This is a genomic window from Cesiribacter sp. SM1, assembly GCF_020178975.1.
Classification (GTDB): Bacteria; Bacteroidota; Bacteroidia; order Cytophagales; family Cyclobacteriaceae; genus Cesiribacter.
Genome location: NZ_JAHXBU010000094.1, coordinates 344,656 through 366,544 on the forward strand (window position 1 = coordinate 344,656; position 21,889 = coordinate 366,544).

The following is a 21,889-nucleotide window of genomic DNA, read 5'->3' on the forward strand; positions in this document are numbered from 1 at the left end:
TTGCATTATCTATGAAGCAAACAACTGCAGTTACCCCTGCTCCCGATATACTCGATAGTCTCGATCCGCGCCAGTACATAATTATAAAAGGCGCCAAAGTAAACAACCTTAAAAACCTTAGCGTTGCCATACCCCGCAACAGGCTGGTGGTGGTTACGGGTGTTTCCGGCTCGGGAAAATCTTCCCTGGCTTTCGATACACTTTTTGCCGAAGGCCAGCGCATGTACGTGGAAAGCCTTAGCAGCTATGCCCGCCAGTTCCTGGGTCGTATGGAAAAGCCCGAGGTGGAGTACATACGAGGTGTATCGCCGGCCATTGCCATTGAGCAGAAGGTGAGCACCAAGAATCCCCGCTCTACGGTTGGCACCACCACCGAAATTTACGATTACCTTAAGCTGCTCTTTGCCCGCATTGGCCACACCTACTCGCCGGTAAGCGGGCAGGAGGTGCAGCGCGATACCGTTAGCAGCGTGGTGGATTACATCAACAGCCTGCCGGAGGGCACCCGCATTATGGTGCTTTGCCCCTTTGTACGCCACCCCGAGCGCAGCCTTGTAGCCGATCTGAAGGTGCTGCTTAGCAAGGGCTACACCCGTATCATCGCCAACGGCGAAACCACCTTTATCGAAGAGCTGCTGGAGAAGCCCGAGAAAGAGCTGGCCCAGATGCAGTTCGACCTCCTGATTGACCGTGCTGCCGTAGACCCTGCCGACGAGGATCTGCAGTTTCGCCTGGCCGACTCTGTACAAACTGCTTTTTTTGAAAGCCACGGCGATTGTATTGTGGAGATTCCGGGAGCTGAGGCACCACTCGAAGCAAGAAGGCTGTTCTCCGACCGCTTTGAACTGGATGGCATCCAGTTTGAGGAGCCCAGCGTAAACCTTTTTACCTTTAACAACCCTTACGGCGCCTGCAAAACCTGCGAAGGCTTTGGGCAGATCCTGGGCATCGATCCCGACCTGGTGATACCTGACAAGAGCCTAAGTGTGTACGAAGGTGCCATTGCTCCCTGGCGCAGCGAGGGCAAACGCGAAGACTGGCTGCAGCCCCTGCTTAAGAACGGCATCCGCTTCGATTTTCCCATACACCGCCCCTACAACGAGCTTACACCCGAAGAGCAGCAACTGCTGTGGGAGGGTAATAATTACTTCGACGGCATCAACAGTTTCTTTAAATGGGTAAACACCCAGATGCACAAGGTGCAGTACCGGGTACTGCTAAGCCGATACCGCGGCCGCACCGTATGCCCTGATTGCCGCGGAACACGCCTGCGCAAAGATGCTCAATATGTTAAACTAGGCGTACAGCCAGGCCAGGATCCTAAAACCGGCAAGAGCATTGCCGACCTGGTGCTGATGCCAGTAGGCAAACTGAAAGCCTTCTTCGATGGGCTGCAGCTGCCGCCGCATGAGCAGAAAATAGCAGAGCGCCTGCAAAAAGAAGTAACTAACCGCCTGGATTACCTCATCAGGGTAGGTCTGGAATACCTAACACTCAACCGGGTAGCCAACACCCTTTCCGGTGGTGAGTTTCAGCGCATCAAGCTTAGCACCTCCCTGGGTTCTGCACTGGTAGGCTCTATGTACATCCTCGACGAACCCTCCATTGGCCTTCACCCGCGTGACACCACCCGCCTGGTAAGCGTACTGGAGTTACTGCGTAACCTGGGTAACACAGTTATTGTGGTAGAGCACGAGGAGGAAGTAATGCGCACCGCCGATCAGATCATCGATATTGGTCCCGATGCCGGTACCCATGGTGGTGAGCTGGTGTTCCAGGGAACCTTGGAAGAGCTGATGGAGCACGGCCAGACACATACCGCCCGCTACTTAAGCGGACGCGAAGCCATACAGGTGCCTAAGCACCGCCGCCCCTGGCGCAACAGCATCTGGCTGCGTGGCTGCCGCGAAAACAACCTGAAGAACATTGATGTACAAATACCCCTGGAGGTAATGAGCTGCATTACGGGTGTATCGGGCTCAGGCAAAAGTACGCTGGTGAAAAAGATCCTCTACCCTGCTGTGGGCAAGCTGATGGGCTCCGTATCGGAAGCCACCGGTAAGTTCGACAAGCTGGAGGGCGACTATAAAAAGATCACCCAGGTAGAGTTTGTAGACCAGAACCCGATTGGCAAAAGCAGCCGCTCTAACCCCGTAACCTATGTGAAGGCTTACGATGCCATCCGCTCCCTCTATGCCGATCAGCCACTTTCCAAGGCACGTGGTTATAAGCAGGGCCACTTCAGCTTTAACGTAGAAGGAGGCCGCTGCGAGATCTGCCAGGGCGAAGGACAGGTAACCGTAGAAATGCAGTTTATGGCTGATATTCACCTGACCTGCGAGGGCTGTGGCGGTCGCCGTTTTAAGCAGGAGATCCTGGATGTGAAGTTCAGGGAGCGCGATATTGCCGAGGTGCTGGACCTTACCGTTGACGATGCCCTGGAATTCTTCAAAGGGCAGGCCGCCATCATCAATAAACTGCAGCCCCTGCAGGAAGTAGGCCTGGGATATATTACCCTGGGCCAGAGCTCCAGCAGCCTTTCGGGTGGTGAGGCGCAGCGTGTAAAGCTGGCTTCGTTCCTGGCCAAAGGCAGCGGCGCCAACAGCGGCGGTATTCTCTTCATCTTCGATGAGCCCACTACCGGTCTGCACTTCCACGACATCAGCAAACTGCTCCATTCCATCAATGCGCTGGTGGAGCAGGGCAATACGGCCGTAATCATTGAGCACAACATGGAGATGATCAAAAGCGCCGACTGGATCATCGACCTGGGCCCCGAAGGTGGCGAAGGCGGCGGCAAGCTTGAGTTCGCCGGCACCCCCGAAGAAATGGCCAAGCTTGCAGAAACGAATTATACTGCGAAATACCTGAAGGAGAAATTGTAGCAGGCGTTACCTGCTTCAGTAAGATGATTAAAAGATAAAGGTGCGTTTAGCCAGCTGTATATTGTTGGCTAAACGCACCTTTTGCTTATATTGATAGCCGAGATATACACCACAGTGGCGTATATCTAGTAGTTAGGCTGCATTGTAGCTGTTATCGAAACCCACATGATAGCATTGAAAAGATTAACATTATTCGTATCACTTGAGCTGTTATTTACAATGTGTAATAGTTGGGAGCCTGATTATGAGCATGCTCATCCCAATGCTAAGGCACTAATGACAGATGATTTCTTGTGGAGCCCGCTTGAGCCAAGTTCACCTTTTGGCAATGATGACGGAGCTGACGCAGTATGGCAATTTTATGAATGGAGAAAGAACAACCAAAATACAAGAGCAAAAGAATTTATACCATTCCTACTTACCGAATGGAATTACAAAACCTATGACTATACTCAAGTCGATACAGTTGCTATAAAAGAATTTATTGTATCTGGTAATATTGGTGATCGTCTTTACATGGGAATAGATGATGTCATTATAGCTACTGGTTTTGGGCAGCTGATTATGGAAGGTAAAATAGATGCAGATTTAAAGTCACTCACATTGATAGCACTGAATAGACAACTTCTCCCCATATCTCTTTCTCTAGTAAATGAAGAGTATAGAAATACTAGAGAAAGTCAGCTGCAGAGAATGATAAAAATAATAAACGCAGCCTAACAACAGAATAAAGCAAATGCCCCAACAGCGTTCAGCCATTGCTTGTGCAGGCCGTTAGCTTTTCGTACTTTCAGCAGAGGGCAGTGAAGGGCATCTGCTTTATTCAACGGACGTTGGGGGTAATATGCAATACAATAATCATGAAAATCAAATCTTTTACGTTTGGACTTTTGATAACAGTAATGCTATCAAGTTGTATTGTGTATCATCCTCAGTCAACGGATATCCCTCTAATTAGCAAAAAAAATGATTTAAGAGTTGATGCAGGAATATCATTAATTCCATCAGCTCAAGCCACTATTTCATATGGATTGACAGATAAAATAGCAGTTCAAGGGTTTGGAAGTATAGGTTCGGAAGAAAGATATTATTTACAAGCTGCAACTGGTTTATACAAGAACCTAGGCAACTCCCAGGTCTTTGAGGTATACGGTGGGTTTGGGCATGGCTATGGTAATGCATATAAGGGTGCAAATCCAGGACATTTATATGGAAACTACCAGTTGTATTTTACTCAGTTTAATTTCGGAAAAATAGCAACTGAACACTCAAATTTTGAAGTTGGAGTAGGAGTCAAAGCAGGATATTTGAATTCTTACCTTACTGATGATAATTATTATAGTGTTAAGCCTGAAACTACCCCAAACGTAGAATACCATGATAAAAGCCTTTTGTTTGAACCAGTTGGGGTGATGAGAGTCGGTGGAAGTAAGCTAAGATTTAGCTTAAGACTAGGGGGTGCATTGATATATAAATTCACAAATACTGAAAATAACTTGCCTTATAGCAAAGTAAACATAGGATTAGGGCTTAATTATAGATTATAAATAAAAAAATACTGGCCACAACAACAGAATAAAGCCAGGGCTGTAAGAGCTCTTTACTATCTTACCAGAAACTTTAGCCAGATGTACATTGAGAGGCGGCGGTGAGCAGCCCCTGCTTTATTCAACGGACTTTAGCGGTCATTGTAGAAAACCCTCACATAAATAACAATCATAAAATGAGTAAAATTAGCCTCGGGCAAAAAGCCCTGCACTTTCCTCTGACGAAAATAATAATCGGACTAATTGTATGTCTGGCAATAATCCGGATTGGGCAACCTTTAGTTGAGAAATTCCTGGAGTTGACGAGCATCAGCAATGACTGGGCAAAGCTAGTTAGAGGGGTAGTTGTTGCTATTCTTGCCATAGTTTCCTATTCCTATCTATTCAAGCGCTACGAAAAAAGAGAAATAACAGAATTCTCTAAAAACAACCTCCTTAGAAACATAACAATAGGAATAGCTCTAGGCGTAGTTTTACAGGCGTTGACCATATTGGTAATTTACTTAAAGGGTGGTTATTCCATCATATCTGTGAACCCTGTCTTGTTTATAGTTCCTCCATTGGCTATGGCCTTTACCTCTGCCATTGTGGAAGAAATTCTATTGAGGGGTATTGTTTTCAGGATTACAGAAGAGAAACTGGGGAGCTACGTAGCCTTGGTGATTTCTGCCGTTTTATTTGGAGCCATGCATTATGCTAATCCAAATAGTTCCTTAACTGCCGCTATAGGACTTGCCATCCAGGCTGGTCTTTTACTTGCAGCCGCCTACATCTACACGAGGAACTTATGGTTTCCCATTGCACTACATTTTGCCTGGAATTTTACACAGTCAGCCATTTTTGGTGCAAATGTATCAGGCAATACACTTTCTAAGACATTGATAACTTCTAAGATTGAGGGTGCAGTATGGTTTACAGGAGGAGAATTTGGTCCGGAAGGCTCTATTCAAGCAACAGTCTTCTGTTTAGTTCCAACAATCATACTTTTAGTTTTAAGCCATAAAGAAGGTAAAATTATAGAACCATATTGGAAGAAAAACAACGAACCGCTAATCGAGTAGACGGCCAGTGAGCCGTTAAGCTCTCTGGTGCGCCTCTCACACCACTGTACGTACGGGCCTCGTATACAGCGGTTCACTAGGGATAGAATAGCCGCTCTTTACAACAGCCATTCCCTTCTCGGAGTTTAAGGCAGGGCTAGCAAGCACGAAGCCTGAACCGCAGCGGCGGCCGCCTCCCAATCGAATTTTGGACAACCTAGCGTTCGGTCCTTCACTGGCTTGTGAGAGCTCCGTAGCTCCTACGGCTCGTTACTACCAACTACTATGACCTCTTCCGCCGGGCGGCCCCGTGACTTCTCCCGATGTACACGACATCCGGAGACCTCCCCAGGTAAGAGCATATAAACCTTTTTTAATGCTGGCTGGCGAGTTGGATAACTCAACTGCGAGTACCATGGAATCAATGGAACCCGTTTGGCCAAGGTTAATGGACCGTTTACCATCACCTAAATGGCTACCAGACACATCAGGGAAGACATATAGATACATTCATTCGTTGATGATGTATCTGTTCTGCGGTTTACGTTATATGAGTATGAAAATCATAGCTGTGGCTAAAAGAGGTAACACTGCCCCTGCTTTAGCTGAAGTAGTACTGTAAGCATTTGCAGATAAGTATATACATCTGATATTTATGAAATACGAGCCAATGACTGTGAGGGGTGATGATAATGATGTATTTACTTATAGAAGAATAAGGAAAGCAATCGGGTGGTTGGGCATTGCTTTACCGCTTGTGCTTGTGTGCTTTTCTTTTATTCCTTTTTTTAAAACCGAACTGCAGCCCTCCATCAGCCATTACTACTATACAAACCTCCGGGAGCTGTTTACAGGTACTTTATTTGCAGTTGGTCTGTTCCTGATCCGCTATAAAGGACATGTCAACAGATCTTTTTTCAGGAACGACAGCCTGTTAACAAACCTGGCAGGCATCATGGCTTTTGGCGCTGCTTTGGTGCCTACCGCGCCTGAATATAGAGTTGATCCGGAAAAACTCTTTACCCTGATACCTTATCCCGGCGAGTGGCTAAGCTGGTTACACTATGGCTTTGCTGCGGCCCTGTTTCTTATCTTTGCAAACCTGGCAATTAATGTGTTTACAATTGGCCAGGCCAGGAATGAAGATATACCGGTAAGCGCTGTGAATGAGAACAAGATCTACCGCATTTGTGGGTATTCCATTCTTATATTCATGGCCATGGTTCCAATATCCGATGGGTTTGATTTATTCAATTATTCAACTTTAGTGTTTGAAGCCCTGTCACTTTTTGCTTTTGGTATTGCCTGGCTGATAAAAGGCAGGGCATTAGGAGATACCGGTAAAATTGGAAGGATGGTGTACAGGGAACATAACGGCAAAACAGCCGGTGCCAAACGCTACTACATTGCCGACGGACACTAACCTTCAACAGCTTAGCAACCAGCCCATGAAAAGTTACCTCTTTACCTCCCAAAGACTTGGCTTCCGGAACTGGAGGCAGGCCGATCTGCAGCCCATGGCTGCCCTTAATGCAGATCCGGAGGTGATGGCGTATTTCCCCGGCACAGCATCAGAAGAAGAAACTTACAGGTTTATAGAGCGGATGCAGCAGCAGTATGCTGAAAGAGGGTTCTGCTATTTTGCCGTGGATAAGCTGGAGGATGGGGAATTTATTGGGTTTATCGGCCTTTCAGAACAAAATTACCAGGCATACTTTACCCCCTGCACAGATATAGGCTGGCGCCTGAAAAAGAGCGCCTGGGGCCAGGGCTTCGCTACAGAAGGAGCCAAAGCTTGTCTGGACTATACTTTCTCCCGTTTAGGGCTGGAAAAGGTGTATGCAGTAGCACCCCTGGTGAACACTCCATCAGAAAATGTGATGAAAAAGATTGGCATGCAGCCGCTAAAAACTTTTATGCATCCGCTGCTGCTGCAGGATGAGCGGCTGCGGGAGTGCATGGTATACATGATCGATAAGCATCGTTACCACAATGCTCCCGCTCCTCTTGCAGAAAGGCCTGATGTTGAATAATCCTGTTCTGTTCGGCTGTAACTGTACTTCCTGCTAGCATTCTTTGCCGGCAGCACTTATCTTGGCAGCATGCTTCGAATTTTCTACACCCTTCTCCTTATGCTTCCTTTTTCGCTGCAGGCACAAAAACTGCCTACCCGCTTTGAACAAAGCGGGGGCACCCAAACCCCTACCTATGCCGAAGCCATGGATTGGTGGAGGGCACTCGATAAAGCATCAGACAAAATAAGCATGCAGGCCGCCGGACCTACCGATAGCGGCGAACCCCTGCACCTGCTGCTCTACAGCCCCGACGGCAAAAGCAGTATCAGTAGTATCAAACAAAGCGGAAAGCCCCTGCTGCTGATCAACAATGCCATACACCCCGGTGAACCCGATGGCCTGGATGCCTCTATGCTGCTGCTGCGGGAGCTGGCTTTTAACCCACAGTTCCGGAAAGAAGTGGGCAGTGTGGCCATTGCCGTAATTCCTTTCTACAACATTGGCGGTGCCCTAAACCGCAATACCCACAGCCGTGCAAACCAGCAGGGGCCTGAGGCATACGGCTTCCGGGGCAATGCCCGCAATCTGGACCTGAACCGCGATTATATCAAGCTGGATAGCCGCAATGCCCAGTCTTTTGCCCAGCTTTTCCTGGCGTTGAAGCCACAGCTCTACGTAGAAACCCACGTGAGCAACGGTGCCGATTACCAGTATACCATGACCTTTCTGCCCACCCAGCACAACAAGCTGAACGGTCCGCTGGGGCAATACCTGCAGCAGGAGCTGGCACCACAGCTCTATACCCAGATGGAGCAGGAGGGCTGGCCCATGACGCCCTATGTAAATGTATGGGGCAAGGTACCAGATGAGGGCTGGGTTTCTTTCATCGACCACCCGCGCTACAGTACCGGCTTTGCAGCCCTGCATAATACCCTCGGCATCATGACGGAAACCCATATGCTGAAGCCCTATGAGCAGCGGGTAAAAGCTACCTACCAGTTCCTGCTGATTGCAGCAAAAGCAACTGCCCGTGATGGCAAAAAGCTGCAGCAGCTACAGCAGGAGCAACAGGATTTTTTTGCACGGCAAACCGAAATACCCCTGCACTGGGTATCCGATACCAGTCAGCACACAATCTTAAACTTTAAGGGCTACGAAGGCAGCATGCAAACCAGCGAAGTGAGCGGCCTGCCCCGCCTCAGCTACGACCGCACAAAGCCATTTGAAAAGCCGTTAAGGCACTACGATACCTACAAAGCTGCGCAGCCTGTGCAGGTGCCCCGGTTTTATGTTGTGCCCCAGGGATGGTGGCCTGTGCTGGAGCGCCTTAAAGCCAATGGCGTTGCCATGACAGCGCTTAGTGAAGATACCCTTATAGAGGGAGAGGTGTACAGGATCGCTGATTTCAAAACCCTTGAAAGACCTTTCGAAGGCCATTACCTGCACCACAGCATAAAGGTACAGCCCCAGAAGCAGCAGCTTAAGCTGCGCAAAGGCGATTTTATGATATCGACAGAACAGCCCGCCCGCCGCTTTATTGTAGAGGTGCTGGAACCTGCCGCCCCCGACAGCTACTTTGCCTGGAATTTCTTTGATACCATTCTGCAGCAAAAGGAAGGCTTTAGCGATTATGTATTTGAAGATGTAGCCGCGCAACTGCTTAAAGACAACCCAGGCCTGCGGCAGGAGCTGGAGGACCTGAAAAAGAAAGATGCAGCCTTTGCCGGTGATGCAGGCGCCCAGCTGGACTGGGTCTACAAACGCTCTCCCTATTACGAGGAGGCACATTTACGCTACCCCATTTACAGAATACTATAAAAGCGGAAGACCCTGCCATAGCAGGGTCTTCCTTTTCCAACTTTAACCACAAGGCAGGCTAACCCGTAGCCCGCTTTATCTTCAATATTGCTTGTTTCCGGACCGATTCCTGCCCATCATTGGGGTAAGGCAGTACATCTACCAAAACGATGTTGTAACTCAAATTATTGAAACGAAATAAGAAAGAATTTCCCGATTCTCCAAAACAATCAGCACCTGTGCAAAGGTTTGCTACTGCTCCTTCGCTGCCAACAGCTAGCTCGGCAACCGCTTTTCCACCCGTTATACAGTTAACATCTTTAGGGCAGCGGCTATCCTGAATACTATTTAGCCGCAGCCAAAAGCTGTTATCCCCATCTCTAAACTGCACAGAATCAGAGACGGCCACAGCAACTGATTCATCGGGCACTGCAGCCGGTGCAGTTTCCACACCCTTATCGGCTCCACCTTTATCGGCAGCACAAGCCGCCAGCAACAGCAGAAAAAAAATCTGTAAACAAATTTTACTCTTTTTCATCGGAAGATCTTTTTACAACAGAGCACTGCAAATCCTGTGCCCCTGCTGCACCAGTACCTGCGAAGATAAAATTGGGATGGGAGGACACTATTTCACAATAAAATTTACCTTGGCCGCACCTGTATTCCCAGATGCAGGATCATAGGCAGTAATGGCAATTTCGTAGGTACCGGCGGTTTGTGGCACAAAGCTGCCTCTAAAAGTGCTGTCCTTCTCCTTTACCTGCAGCGGCACCCGCTGGCTAAGCTTACCCCCCTGGTATACCAGGGCTTCTACCTCGTAGCGGTTTGCATCCCAGAGTCCGCCGGGGGTAACAGGGCAGCCGCAGGTAAGCACAACATTTGCCAGCAGCGGCACTTCCTTGCCGGCAGCAACCGACTCATGCGCCTGTGGAGCCAGGGCATTTACTATAAATCCCGGAATTTCCACCACCAGGCCATCGCCCGTAATATGCTTGCCCGGCAGCAGCCACAGCTGGGTTTGGGCCTGCACCCTGGCGCCGGGCTGGTTATAAGGAGCCCACACCTCTACTGTTACAAACTGGGGTTTCTCCAGCTGCAGGGTAGTTTCAAACTTCGCAGTTTCATCGTCGGCCAGTGCTGCATTACGCTGCCGTGGCTCCTGCATAATGCGTTTGGTGTTGCCAGTGCTACCCTCTGTAAATCCTTCTGCCAGTACTTTAGCCGTTACAGGATCTTTCACCACCACATAAGCCCCGCCAATGGAAGTGCCAATAAACTTGGCATCCTTTGCTTTTGCCCTTACCACCAGGGTAGTAGCCTGTACCACCTCGGTGGCAGCCTGCTGCTGGGCAAATGCTGATGCGGCAAAAGACAGGCACAGGAAAAGGATAAAAAGGTAACGCATAGGAAAATCAAATGAGTGAATGAGTGAATGAGTGAATGGTAAGTATTGATTTCGATACAAAAACAGTACTCACCTATATCTTCTCTGGCCTGAAGTATGGGTTTTCGATGATGCCCAGTACATTACCCCAGGGATCGAACACTGTAGCCAGGCGAATGCCGCCACCTACATCCTGCACCCCTTCCCGCTCTTTTGCTCCCTGTTCAAGTAAATATGTAACGCCATCGCCTGCATCGGGTACTCCCCAGTACACCACCACACCATTTTCACCGGGCTTGGCAGCACCTTCAGCGGGCACCAGTCCCAGCTCATAGCCGCCTATGTTAAAGCCTGCGTAAAACGGCTCATCAAAATAAGGATCCTTTCCAAACACCTGTGCGTACCATGCTTTGGCGGCCTGCACATCGGGTACCGGGTAAATGGCGGTTCGCAAACCCTGAAAGCGATCCTGGCTGTTTTGTGTGCTCATCAGATCAAAGATGTTTAATTTTTACCATTGCTTTCGAAGAACGACAACACTGGGTTCCGGGAAAGACTATTTTGAGCTGCACAGCCCTACGCTACGATGAGAAAAAAGGCTTTTACAGCTGTCTGTAATGTTGTTTTGCAGTGCAAAGCGTAAAGTTCGCACATGCTTTCTATCATTTTATTCTGAAATGTACACCTTAAAGCAGAAACTTTCATTTTACACAGCTTAATTCCTGCTTTGGATGCAGGCAGCATGGGCACAAACAAATGATAATTCAGTACTAACTAAGCTTTTTACAGCCTTTTAAGCAATAGCGTTGATATATGGTGAAGTTTTGTTATTATTGAATTGCCAAAGATTTATTTGTAATTCAAGGCCGCTGGCGTATCTGTTTCAGGTGATTCAACCCTTGCTTAATTTATTTAAAAGGCGGCCCGCTCCTGTGGCTGCTAAAGTTTATGCGTAAATACCTGTTCTTTAACCTCCTGATCCTGCTCCTGGCTGGCTCCACTGCAAATGTAAACGCTCAGTCAGCCGCAGGCTTAGATTCTCTGGATGATGCCCTGCACAATACCATTGCTCTCTACAGGGAAAAAGTCAGGGACAACTCCTTTCTGTTTCATGGCCGGGAATATACAGGCTGGGATAACAGAATTGAGGGGCATGCCTATTTTCTTATCGATGAATGGCAGGAAGGCAGCCTGCATTATAAAGGGCAACTGTACCAGCATGTTCCAATACGCTACGATATTGCTGCAGAAGAACTGGTGGTAAAGCATTATGCAGGTGTTTTCAAAATAAGGCTGTACAAAGAAAAAATCAGCCACTTTTCCCTCTCGGGCCATCTCTTCATAAATCTTGAGGCAGCCGATGCTGCGGCAGTATCGGCTGCTGCGGCAGGTGTTTCTACGACAGCCGACACTGCAACAGGAGCAGCTGTGGCAGCAACCACTGTACTAAACGATGCAAAGGGTTCACCCATGCTTTCGGGTTTTTATGATCTTCTATCCGGGGGAAATACCCAACTGCTTGTAAAACGCAGAAAAAGTGTAAAAGAAAGCATTGACAACAACCAGCTTCACAGAGAATTTATCCAGAAAAACCTCTACTTCATAGAAAAAGATGGCCAGTACCACCCGGTAAAAAGTAAGGGCTCTGCGCTAAAAGTGCTGGCAGATCAGAAAAAGGAGATTCGCCAGTACCTGAAAAAGAACAAGATTAAATTCCGCCAAAACCCGGAGCTTGCCCTGCTGAGCATGGTGGAGTATTACAACCAGGCAACAGAACAACCATGAAACATTTTATACAGTTTTTTCTGCTCTTCCTGGGCTTTTCTTTCCTATCACTGCCAGCCGCAGCACAAAGCGTACAACCACCGGTCATCAGCGCCAGCTTTAACAGCCTTAGCTTCGAGCAGTTTGTACAGGAGCTGGAAACAAAAAGCGGCTATCGTTTTTACTATAATCCTCAGCACACCGACAGCCTTTCTATAAGTGGTAATTATACCAATAAGCCATTAGCCGCTGTGCTGGAACAGGCCCTGCAGGGCAGCGGGCTGGAGTACGCAGTGGATGCCGAAACTAAAAACATCTATATCACCAAAGGCCAGAAGATTATCACCAGCCTGCCCGCTGGCTTTTTCAGGAAAGAAGAAGAGAAAGTTAGCCCGCAGCAGGAAAAAGAGTTTGTTGTAGATTACTACAATGGCAACGGCAACCGATCCTGGGTTAAAAAAGACAAGATCTATGAGATCGGTAAAAAAACCCAGACCATTGTACCGGGCAATGCTACCATAACAGGCCAGATCCGCAGTGCCCAAACCGGAGAGCAGGTAATTGGCGCTACCGTTCTCATTGAAGATCCCTTTACAGGAGCCGCTACCGATGCCTTCGGAAATTTTACCCTTCGCATTCCCAAAGGCCGCCACACCCTTAAGGTAAGGTCGGTAGGCATGGTTAGCGAGGAGCTCCAGATTGTGCTTTATTCTGATGGAAAGCTGGATATTGAGCTTTTTGAAAATGTTGCCCAGCTAAAGGCGGTAGAAATTAGTGCCGATCGAGATGTGAATGTGAGCCAGGCGCAGATGGGCATGGAAAAAATCAACATCAGGGCCATCAGGCAGGTACCCAGCGTAATGGGTGAGCCAGATGTGCTGCGGGTGGTGCTTACCCTGCCCGGGGTAAAAACCACGGGCGAGGCCAGTACTGGCTTTAATGTGCGCGGAGGCTCTGTAGATCAGAACCTGATCCTGTTCAACGATGCTACCGTATACAACCCCTCGCACCTTTTTGGTTTCTTTTCGGCCTTTAATTCCGATCTGCTCGATGGGGTGGAGCTTTTCAAAAGCAGTATTCCGGCACAGTATGGCGGCCGCCTGTCGTCGGTGCTAAAGATTACACCACGCTACGGCAACAAGAAAAAGATAGAAGGCAAGGCCGGCATTGGCCTATTAACAAGCAGGGCTACCATAGAGGGTCCTATCATCAAAGATAAAACCTCGTTTATACTGGGTGGCCGTACCACTTACTCTAACTGGCTGCTAAAGCTGCTCGATAACGAAGAGTACCAGAACAGCAAAGCCTCCTTCTATGATGTAAACCTGAACCTTACCCATGAAATAAACGAAAGAAGCAACCTCTACTTTACCGGCTACTTCAGCAAAGATCAGTTTAAGCTAAGAACCGATACCCTGTATGGCTACGATAACAAAAATGCTACCCTAAAATGGAAAAAGATTTTTTCTGATAAACTGCTGGCCGATTTTACCGGCAGTTACAGCCAGTACAGCTTTGGGGTATCCAGCGAAAGTAATCCTGTTAATGCCTATAAGCTGGCTTTTAATATTAACCAGCTGAATGCACAGGCAGCATTCAATTATTCGCTGAACCAGAGCCACACCTTAAACTTTGGCCTTACCTCTGTTTACTATAAGCTGCGCCCGGGTTCATTCCTGCCCATAGGTGAGGGATCTGAGGTGGTGCCCGATGTACTGGAAAGCGAGCGGGCACTGGAAAGCGCCCTTTACCTGGAAGATCAGTACGATATATCTAAAAGGTTTGCTGTAACCCTGGGGCTGCGGTACTCGCTCTTCAATTACCTGGGGCCTAAAAGTGTGATCACCTATGCCGATGGTTTACCCCGGAGCGAAACCAATATGCTGGATACCCTCTCCTACGGCTCTGGCGATCTCATCAAAACCTACCACGGGCCCGAATACAGGCTATCTGCCCGCTACATGTTTACCCCAAGCTTTTCTGTTAAGGGAGGCTACAATACCCTGCGCCAGTACATTCACATGCTCTCCAACACCACGGCGGTATCGCCCACCGATATCTGGAAGCTAAGTGATCCCAACATACGCCCGCAATTTGGTGAACAGTTCTCGCTGGGTTTTTACAAGAACTTCCGGAATGGTGTAATAGAAACCTCTGTAGAAGGCTATTACAAGAATATGCAGGATTACCTGGACTACAAAGGTGGTGCAGAACTGGTTATGAACCACGCCATAGAAGCAGAAGTGATCAATACCGAAGGCAAGGCCTATGGAGCAGAGTTTATGATCAAAAAGCTTAGCGGAAAGCTAAACGGCTGGCTTAGCTACACCTACTCACGCACCCTGCTGCGCATGGACGACCCCAACGCCGGCGAGCTTATTAACAATGGAGACTGGTACCCGGCCAACTACGACAAGCCTCATGACTTTACCCTTATTGGCAACTATAAATTTTCGCACCGCTTTAGTGTGTCCCTTAACTGCACCTACAGCAGCGGCCGCCCCATTACCCTGCCCATTGCCAAGTACTGGTACGCCGGCTCTGAGCGTGTACTCTATGCAGAAAGGAACGCTAACAGAATACCGGATTACTTCCGCACCGACCTTGCCATTAACATAGAGGGCAACCATTACCTGAAGCAGCTTACCCACAACTCCTGGACCATTGGTGTGTACAACCTCACCGGCAGAAGAAATGTGTACTCGGCCTATTTTATTGCAGAAGCAGGTGCTATAAAGGGCTACAGGCTCTCCATTTTTGGCAGTGCCATTCCATTTATCAACTACAACATCAGATTTTGAGCAGCATGAAATATTGGTTGAAAATTCTTCTGTTATCTATCTGCACTGCCTGCCTTTGGATTAGCTGTGTAGACCCCTACGAGCCTCCTGTAATAGCCGAAGCAAATAATTTTCTGGTGATAGAGGGTGTTTTACGCAGTGGCGAGCCTACTACAATCAAGCTCACACGCACTGCCCGCCTGGCCGATACCGCCAGGATCACACCCGAGCGTTCTGCAGATGTAAGAATAGAATGTGAAAGCTGCGGGCTTGACCTTCCACTGCAGGAAACTGCGGATGGTGTTTATGTTTTACCGCCCCTTGACCTGAACCCTAACGACCGCTATCGCCTGCATATCAAAACATCGCAGAACCGGGAGTACCTTTCTGATTACGTAGAAGTAAAGCAGGCTCCCCCTATTGACAGCCTTAACTGGACACTTAGCAGCGAAGGGGTACAATTGTACGTAACCACCCACGACCCCCAAAATAACACCCGCTATTACCGCTGGGAGTTTGAGGAAACCTGGGAGTTCCGCTCGCTGTATCAGTCAACTGTAGATTATGTTGATGGACAGATCATTGACCGTGTGCCGCCCACACCAATCAGGTGCTGGCAGAACAATAACTCTACCAGTCTGCTGCTGGGTTCTTCTGCCAAACTTGGCAACGATATAATATATCAGCAGCCACTTACTGTTGTACCACATGCATCCTGGAAGCTCTCTACTAAATACAGCATCCTGGTAAAGCAGTTTGCCCTTAGCAAGGAGGCCTTTGAGTACTATCAGCAAATGAAAAAGAACTCTGAACAGATGGGCTCATTTTTCGATCCCCAGCCTGTAGAGCTTGGTGGTAACATCTATTCTCTGGATAATGCCAACGAGCCTGTTATTGGTTTTTTCAGTGCTGGCCAGGTACAGGAGAAAAGAATTTATATCAGGGCCGATGAGGTGCAGCCCTGGGGCTACAGGCTGTGGTGTGATCTGATAGAGGTTACACCCGACAGCTTTAATTATTACTTTGGCCAGTCTGGCGTGGAACCTATCTATCAGGATCTGTCGGGGGTAGTATTCGGGCTTGACAATCCTGAATGCTACGATTGCTCCACGAAGGCCAGACCCGTTCAACCCGATTTCTGGGAATAACAATCTTATTTTATGATGTGCACGCCGCCCATTTTCCGTCAATACAACAGCTGCTTTCTGCCAGCCCGTCTGCTGCTTTTTATATTATGCACCCTGGGTTCTGCTGCAGGGCTGGCGCAGACAACACAATTTTCTTCCCTGCGGCAGGCATTTGAGCAGCATACAAAGCGGGCAGTAATTGAAAAGGTATTTGTGCACACCGACAGGGAGGATTACCTGGCCGGTGAAACCATGTGGTTTAAACTGTACGTGGTGGATGGCAGCAGGCATCAGCCCCTGGATCTTAGCAAGCTGGCTTATGTGGAAGTGCTGGATAAAGAGAACAAACCTGTACTGCAGGCAAAAACAGCGCTGGAAAACGGTAGCGGCAGCGGTTCTTTTTACCTGCCCCTAAGCTTAAAATCGGGCAGCTACAAATTAAGGGCCTATACAAACTGGATGAAAAACTTCGGCCCCGAATTTTACTTTGAAAAACCTGTTAGCCTTATCAACACCTTTACGGTACCGGAATACTCTGCTCCGGTAGCTGAGGCAGCTTTTGATGTGCAGTTTTTTCCAGAAGGCGGCGAAATGCTTAGTGGCATCAGGAGCAAAGTAGCTTTTAAAGCCCTTGACAGCCACGGAAAAGGCGTTGCCGTTAAGGGAGTGGTGGTAAAAGAGCAGGGAGATACGGTGGCAGTTTTTAGCCCCCTGAAGTTTGGCATGGGCCATTTTTACTTTACACCGGAGGCAAACACAACCTACAAAGCGCTGGTAAGCCTGGGTACCGACAGCAGCTTTACTTCTTTCTCCCTCCCTGCCGTGCAAAGCCAGGGCTATGTAATGCAGCTGGAAGAGGAAGCTAACGATGGGCTAAGCATCAGCGTTAGCACCAATTTACCCGATCAGCAGCTGCACCTGTTTGTGCATACCCGCCAGCAGGTTAAAGTAGTAGAAACGCAGAAATTAACAAATGGCCAGGCTGTTTTCAGGCTAAACAAGCAGCAGCTGGGAGAAGGTATTTCTCACCTTACCCTTATTAACCAGCAGAAGCAGGCGGTAGCAGAACGCCTCTACTTCAGGTACCCGCAAAATATCCTTAGCCTTGATGCCGGCACAAATAAAAATAGGTATGCCAGCCGCCAGCAGGTGGAGCTGCAGCTTGCTGCCAGCGAAAAGGGTAACGGAACTCCAGCCAACCTCTCGCTGGCCGTATACCGCACCGACTCCCTCAGCCGTGAAGAGGCGGCCGGCAACATCATGAGCTACCTCTGGCTTAGCTCCGACCTTAAGGGACATATAGAATCTCCTGCTTATTACTTTTCAGCGAAAGGGCCCCAGACAGCCCAGGCCATGGATAACCTGATGCTCACCCAGGGATGGAGAAGATTCCGCTGGCAGGAGCTCCTCGAAAAGGAAGAAGCCCCTGCGCTGGCTTACATTCCGGAGTACGAAGGGCACATTATCCGGGCAGTTGTAACCAGTAAAGAAACGGGTGCTCCGGCTGCGGGCGTAACCACTTATCTTTCGGTGCCAGGCAAGCTGGTGCAGTTTTATGTTTCCAGCACCAATGAGCAGGGAGAGGCACTGTTTATCACAGAGCAGCTCTATGGCTTAAATGATGTTATCCTTCAAAACAGACCAGATCAGGCAGGGCTTTATAACATAGAAATATCCAGCCCCTACGCCACCCAGTATTCGGCAGTGCCCCCTGCTCCGTTTATAATACCGGAGCAATATCAGGAGCAGTTAAGACTTAGGCATGTACAAATGCAGGCGCAAAACACCTATTGGCAGGAAGAAAGAAATCAGCTTGTTGCCCCCAGGCTGGATAGTGCTGCCTTTTACAGAACTCCCAGCAAAACTTACTTACTGGATAATTTTACCCGCTTCCCCACCATGGAAGAAGTAATGCGGGAGTATGTTTATGAGGTAAGAGTCAGAAAGCAAGGTGGCAAATTTAATTTTAAACTGCTCGACCCTAACATCAGGGATTACTTTGAAAACCCTCCCCTGGTGCTGCTGGATGGAGTGCCTGTAACAGATACGGATAAGATCATTGAATACAACCCCCTGAAGGTAGAAAAACTGGAGGTAGTAACTGACAGGTTCTTTAAGGGAAAGGATATTATGTACGATGGCATTGTAAGTTACACCACCTACAAAGGAAACCTGGAGGGCTTTCCCCTGAATGCTGATCTGAAACAACTGGACTACGACGGGCTGCAGCTTCAGCGTGAGTTCTACAGCCCCAGCTACGAAACCCAACAACAAATCAGCAGCCGTAAGCCAGACTTCAGAAACCTGCTCCACTGGTCGCCACAGATCGTTACCGGCAAAGACGGCAAAAGCAGCCTTAGCTTTTACACCTCCGACCTGAAAGGAAAGTTTATAGTGGTGGTGCAGGGAATTACCCCTACTGGTACAGCAGGCGTTACTACCCATACTTTTGAAGTAGAAGAAGATACGCTTTGAAATTTGAAAGTCTCCGGCCGCAATCAAACATCTATGCTGTAAAGCCGCGGCCCATATGCACAGAATGCATTAAATTTACCCTTAGTGGCTGCATGCTTTTGTTCATTTTTAAGCCTGGCAGCCTCCATTCTAAAAAAGGCATAGATGTACGATACCATTGTTATAGGCGGGGGGCAAAGTGCGCTTGCAACTGCATATTTTCTAAGACGGGAGGGACTTGAATACCTCCTGCTCGACAAGCAGCCTGCTGCCGGGGGTGCCTGGCAACAGTACTGGGAAAGCCTGCGGCTGTTCAGCCCTGCCGATGCCAGTTCGCTGCCTGGCTGGCTCATGCCCAGAAGTGAACATACCTACCCCTCGCGTAACGAGGTGGTAAGTTACCTGCAGCAGTACGAGGAAAGGTACAAAATACCGGTAGAGCGGCCCGTGCAGGTTACCGCTGTTCATCAGGAGGGGGCGCACTTTCTGGTTCAGGCAGACCAGGAAGCATACCAGGCTAAAACAATTGTAAGCGCTACAGGCTCATTTCAGAACCCTTACATCCCACCGTACCCGGGCAGAGAGCTTTTCAGGGGTGTGCAAATACATGCTGCTGCCTACCAAAACCCGGAGCCCTTCAGGGATAAAAAGGTTCTGGTGGTTGGCGGTGGCAACTCCGGCGCACAGATACTGGCCGAACTTTCCAAAACTGCGCATACAACCTGGGTAACTGAAAATGAGCCTTCTTTTCTGCCCGATGATGTAGACGGACGCTATCTTTTTAGCATAGCCAGCAAGATATGGGAAGCCAAAAAGCGGGGCGAAACCTTTGTGCCGAGGGGCTCCCTGGGAGATATTGTACTGGTAGAGCCAGTAAAAGAAGCCCGTGAAAGAGGTGCCCTGCTGGCCCGCAGGCCCTTTAATAATTTCACTGAAGAAGGTGTTCGCTGGCCCGACGGTACTACAGAGTACGTTGATGCTGTTATCTGGTGTACAGGATACAGGCCGGCGCTGGAACATCTGGCGCCTCTTGCCGTACTAGAGGCAGACGGCAAAGTGCTCACCCGCGGTACGCGTAGCCAGAAAGTAAACGGTCTGTGGCTGGTTGGCTATGGCAGCTGGACAGGCTTTGCCTCTGCTACCTTAATTGGTGTGGGCCGCTCCTCCAGACAAACCGCAGCCGAAATAAAAAAATATCTGCAACAGGATAGCCACAAGAATTAGTATCTTTGCACGCTTAATTGCGTTGGTGTGGTCCTGTGCGGCATGAACTTTCTTTATGATTAATCTCTACTATTATCGCCAGAACAGGCTGGTGAAAACTACTGCCGGCGAGCAGTTGGAAGACATACAGCTGGATGAACTTCTTTGGGTTGATCTGTTTAATGCTACAGATGCAGAAAAAGCTACAGTAGAACGTACACTGGGCATAGAACTTTTTACCCAGCAGGAAAGCGAAGAGATTGAAAGCAGCTCCAAATTTGCCGAGGATGCGCATGAGATTGGCATCAACCTTAACTTTCTGCACCGCGAAAAAGGCACCGACATCTACGAAATGGAAGCTGTGTCATTTATTCTGCGGAAAAATGCCCTTATCACACAGCGCAACTTCAAGTTCAAAACATTTACCGATACCGAACGCAAAATCCTAAGCCTGCGCCCCCGCAGCGGCGCAGATATACTCCTGTACCTGTTCGAGGTGCGGATCGATTTCGATGCCGACCTTATCGAGCACATTACGGATCAGATCTCAAACATCAGTAAAAGACTCATCAGGCGTGATGAGCTGAATGAAGAAGTACTTCTGAAAATTACCAGCCTGCAGGAAACAACCATCACCATACGGGAGAATATTGTAGAGAAGCAGCGCATTCTCTCCTCCATTCTCAAGAGCGATTTCTTTCCAAAAGACAATGTTGAAAAAATTCGCATAATGATAAAGGATGTTGGCTCGCTTCTGGACCATACTTCCTTTAATTTTGAACGGCTTGAGTTTCTGCAAAACACCTTCCTGGGTTTGGTAGATATTGAACAAAACCGTGTGATCAAGATCTTTACCGTAGTAACAGTGGTGTTTATGCCACCTACCCTTATTGCAAGCATGTATGGCATGAACTTCCGGTTTATGCCCGAGCTCGATAAGGCCTGGGGCTACCCTTTTGCTATTTTGCTGATGATTCTTTCCTCCGCCCTAACGCTTTTATTCTTCAAACGTAAAAACTGGCTCTAATGAGTTTGCTAGAAGCAATTATAATAGGCATTGTAGAAGGCCTTACTGAATTTCTACCGGTTTCATCTACCGGCCACATGATCCTTACCTCCTACCTGCTGAAAATGCAGGAAACTACCTTTCTTAAAACATTTGAGGTTGTTATTCAATTAGGAGCTATTCTGGCAATTGTATGGCTTTATGCCAAACGATTCCTCTCTAGCATTGAGATATACTTTAAGCTGGCCATTGCCTTTTTGCCAACTGGCATTATTGGCTTGCTGGCGTATAAAACTATTAAGCTCTACCTGTTTAACCCGGTAGTGGTGGCAGTAAGCCTTATTTTGGGTGGCATTGTGCTGATTCTGCTGGATCGCAAGCTTGAAACCACCGTTACTAAATACACCGACATAGCCGATATTTCTTATAAAAGAGCCTTTTTCATTGGGCTTATGCAGTGCTTTTCCATGATACCAGGTGTATCCCGGGCTGCTGCTACCATCATAGGTGGTGTGTTTAACGGGCTGGATAAACAACAGGCAGCCGAATTTTCATTTCTGCTGGCGGTGCCTACCATGTTTGCCGCCTCTGGCTACGACCTGCTCAAATCCGAAATTGAATATACTTCTCATAACCTCATGCTCCTGGGCGTTGGTATGCTGGTTGCTTTTGTCTCTGCCTGGCTTGCCGTTAAGTTTTTCCTCAAGTTCATTCACCGCTATGGCTTCCGGCACTTTGGCTACTACAGAATTGTGATCGGAGTACTGTTTCTGATCCTGTTCTTCTCCGGCATCATAGAAAGCATTTAAGCTGTAGAAGAGTACATTCCAGTATCTGTCCAGAGGGTGCTAAGGTTATAGGTTTCTGCCCGGTTTGATAACGCTATG

The 21,889-nt window shown here is 48.4% G+C and carries 17 protein-coding genes; 14 read left to right on the plus strand and 3 right to left on the minus strand.

Annotated elements, in window-relative coordinates; genetic code table 11:
* Positions 1-11 precede the first annotated feature (11 nt).
* From uvrA to KWJ01_RS25635, 7 genes are all read left to right on the plus strand, one after another.
* Positions 12-2,885, plus strand: coding sequence for an excinuclease ABC subunit UvrA (uvrA, locus tag KWJ01_RS25605; protein WP_224999985.1), 2,874 nt, complete (start codon positions 12-14; stop codon positions 2,883-2,885).
* Between the two features lie 165 nt (positions 2,886-3,050).
* A complete protein-coding gene (locus tag KWJ01_RS25610) occupies positions 3,051-3,605 on the plus strand; it encodes a hypothetical protein (RefSeq protein WP_224999986.1) in 555 nt (184 codons plus the stop codon).
* Positions 3,606-3,745: 140 nt separating this feature from the next.
* Positions 3,746-4,432, plus strand: a complete 687-nt coding sequence (locus KWJ01_RS25615) for a hypothetical protein (protein WP_224999987.1) — start codon at positions 3,746-3,748, stop codon at positions 4,430-4,432.
* Positions 4,433-4,608: 176 nt separating this feature from the next.
* A complete protein-coding gene (locus KWJ01_RS25620; RefSeq protein WP_224999988.1) occupies positions 4,609-5,493 on the plus strand; it encodes a CPBP family intramembrane glutamic endopeptidase in 885 nt (294 codons plus the stop codon).
* 634 nt (positions 5,494-6,127) lie between these two features.
* On the plus strand, positions 6,128-6,895 hold the full coding sequence (locus KWJ01_RS25625) for a hypothetical protein (RefSeq protein ID WP_224999989.1): 768 nt from the start codon (positions 6,128-6,130) through the stop codon (positions 6,893-6,895).
* Between the two features lie 25 nt (positions 6,896-6,920).
* On the plus strand, positions 6,921-7,505 hold the full coding sequence (locus KWJ01_RS25630; protein WP_224999990.1) for a GNAT family N-acetyltransferase: 585 nt from the start codon (positions 6,921-6,923) through the stop codon (positions 7,503-7,505).
* 69 nt (positions 7,506-7,574) lie between these two features.
* On the plus strand, positions 7,575-9,305 hold the full coding sequence (locus tag KWJ01_RS25635) for a M14 family zinc carboxypeptidase (RefSeq protein ID WP_224999991.1): 1,731 nt from the start codon (positions 7,575-7,577) through the stop codon (positions 9,303-9,305).
* Positions 9,306-9,363: 58 nt separating this feature from the next.
* On the opposite strand, the gene KWJ01_RS25640 is transcribed toward KWJ01_RS25635, so the two are convergent.
* The 3 genes from KWJ01_RS25640 to KWJ01_RS25650 form a co-directional block, all read right to left on the minus strand.
* Positions 9,364-9,822, minus strand: coding sequence for a hypothetical protein (locus tag KWJ01_RS25640; RefSeq protein WP_224999992.1), 459 nt, complete (start codon positions 9,820-9,822; stop codon positions 9,364-9,366).
* An 87-nt stretch (positions 9,823-9,909) separates the two neighbouring features.
* Positions 9,910-10,689: a hypothetical protein gene (locus KWJ01_RS25645; RefSeq protein WP_224999993.1), complete on the minus strand. Its 780-nt coding sequence runs from the start codon at positions 10,687-10,689 to the stop codon at positions 9,910-9,912.
* A gap of 73 nt (positions 10,690-10,762) precedes the next feature.
* Positions 10,763-11,158, minus strand: coding sequence for a VOC family protein (locus tag KWJ01_RS25650; protein WP_224999994.1), 396 nt, complete (start codon positions 11,156-11,158; stop codon positions 10,763-10,765).
* A 458-nt stretch (positions 11,159-11,616) separates the two neighbouring features.
* On the opposite strand from KWJ01_RS25650, the gene KWJ01_RS25655 reads away from it, so the two are divergent.
* The 7 genes from KWJ01_RS25655 to KWJ01_RS25685 all read left to right on the plus strand — a co-directional run bounded on the left by KWJ01_RS25655 (position 11,617) and on the right by KWJ01_RS25685 (position 21,811).
* Complete coding sequence (locus tag KWJ01_RS25655) at positions 11,617-12,453, plus strand: hypothetical protein (RefSeq protein WP_224999995.1); 837 nt, start codon at positions 11,617-11,619, stop codon at positions 12,451-12,453.
* Positions 12,450-15,233, plus strand: coding sequence for a TonB-dependent receptor (locus KWJ01_RS25660; RefSeq protein WP_224999996.1), 2,784 nt, complete (start codon positions 12,450-12,452; stop codon positions 15,231-15,233). Before KWJ01_RS25655 ends, KWJ01_RS25660 begins: the two co-directional genes overlap by 4 nt.
* 5 nt (positions 15,234-15,238) lie before the next feature.
* On the plus strand, positions 15,239-16,360 hold the full coding sequence (locus tag KWJ01_RS25665) for a DUF4249 domain-containing protein (RefSeq protein ID WP_224999997.1): 1,122 nt from the start codon (positions 15,239-15,241) through the stop codon (positions 16,358-16,360).
* Positions 16,361-16,372: 12 nt separating this feature from the next.
* Entirely contained in the window at positions 16,373-18,814 is a 2,442-nt protein-coding gene (locus KWJ01_RS25670; RefSeq protein WP_224999998.1) for a hypothetical protein, read from the plus strand.
* Between the two features lie 144 nt (positions 18,815-18,958).
* Complete coding sequence (locus KWJ01_RS25675) at positions 18,959-20,017, plus strand: ArsO family NAD(P)H-dependent flavin-containing monooxygenase (protein ID WP_224999999.1); 1,059 nt, start codon at positions 18,959-18,961, stop codon at positions 20,015-20,017.
* Between the two features lie 55 nt (positions 20,018-20,072).
* Complete coding sequence (gene corA / locus KWJ01_RS25680; RefSeq protein WP_225000000.1) at positions 20,073-21,023, plus strand: magnesium/cobalt transporter CorA; 951 nt, start codon at positions 20,073-20,075, stop codon at positions 21,021-21,023.
* A complete protein-coding gene (locus tag KWJ01_RS25685) occupies positions 21,023-21,811 on the plus strand; it encodes an undecaprenyl-diphosphate phosphatase (protein ID WP_225000001.1) in 789 nt (262 codons plus the stop codon). Before corA ends, KWJ01_RS25685 begins: the two co-directional genes overlap by 1 nt.
* Positions 21,812-21,889 lie beyond the last annotated feature (78 nt).

Coding starts and splice junctions, on each gene's coding strand:
- uvrA (WP_224999985.1), top strand. CDS start 12: ATGAAGCAAACAACTGCAGTTACCCCTGCTCCCGATATACTCGATAGT.
- KWJ01_RS25610 (WP_224999986.1), top strand. CDS start 3,051: ATGATAGCATTGAAAAGATTAACATTATTCGTATCACTTGAGCTGTTA.
- KWJ01_RS25615 (WP_224999987.1), top strand. CDS start 3,746: ATGAAAATCAAATCTTTTACGTTTGGACTTTTGATAACAGTAATGCTA.
- KWJ01_RS25620 (WP_224999988.1), top strand. CDS start 4,609: ATGAGTAAAATTAGCCTCGGGCAAAAAGCCCTGCACTTTCCTCTGACG.
- KWJ01_RS25625 (WP_224999989.1), top strand. CDS start 6,128: ATGAAATACGAGCCAATGACTGTGAGGGGTGATGATAATGATGTATTT.
- KWJ01_RS25630 (WP_224999990.1), top strand. CDS start 6,921: ATGAAAAGTTACCTCTTTACCTCCCAAAGACTTGGCTTCCGGAACTGG.
- KWJ01_RS25635 (WP_224999991.1), top strand. CDS start 7,575: ATGCTTCGAATTTTCTACACCCTTCTCCTTATGCTTCCTTTTTCGCTG.
- KWJ01_RS25640 (WP_224999992.1), bottom strand. CDS start 9,822: ATGAAAAAGAGTAAAATTTGTTTACAGATTTTTTTTCTGCTGTTGCTG.
- KWJ01_RS25645 (WP_224999993.1), bottom strand. CDS start 10,689: ATGCGTTACCTTTTTATCCTTTTCCTGTGCCTGTCTTTTGCCGCATCA.
- KWJ01_RS25650 (WP_224999994.1), bottom strand. CDS start 11,158: ATGAGCACACAAAACAGCCAGGATCGCTTTCAGGGTTTGCGAACCGCC.
- KWJ01_RS25655 (WP_224999995.1), top strand. CDS start 11,617: ATGCGTAAATACCTGTTCTTTAACCTCCTGATCCTGCTCCTGGCTGGC.
- KWJ01_RS25660 (WP_224999996.1), top strand. CDS start 12,450: ATGAAACATTTTATACAGTTTTTTCTGCTCTTCCTGGGCTTTTCTTTC.
- KWJ01_RS25665 (WP_224999997.1), top strand. CDS start 15,239: ATGAAATATTGGTTGAAAATTCTTCTGTTATCTATCTGCACTGCCTGC.
- KWJ01_RS25670 (WP_224999998.1), top strand. CDS start 16,373: ATGATGTGCACGCCGCCCATTTTCCGTCAATACAACAGCTGCTTTCTG.
- KWJ01_RS25675 (WP_224999999.1), top strand. CDS start 18,959: ATGTACGATACCATTGTTATAGGCGGGGGGCAAAGTGCGCTTGCAACT.
- corA (WP_225000000.1), top strand. CDS start 20,073: ATGATTAATCTCTACTATTATCGCCAGAACAGGCTGGTGAAAACTACT.
- KWJ01_RS25685 (WP_225000001.1), top strand. CDS start 21,023: ATGAGTTTGCTAGAAGCAATTATAATAGGCATTGTAGAAGGCCTTACT.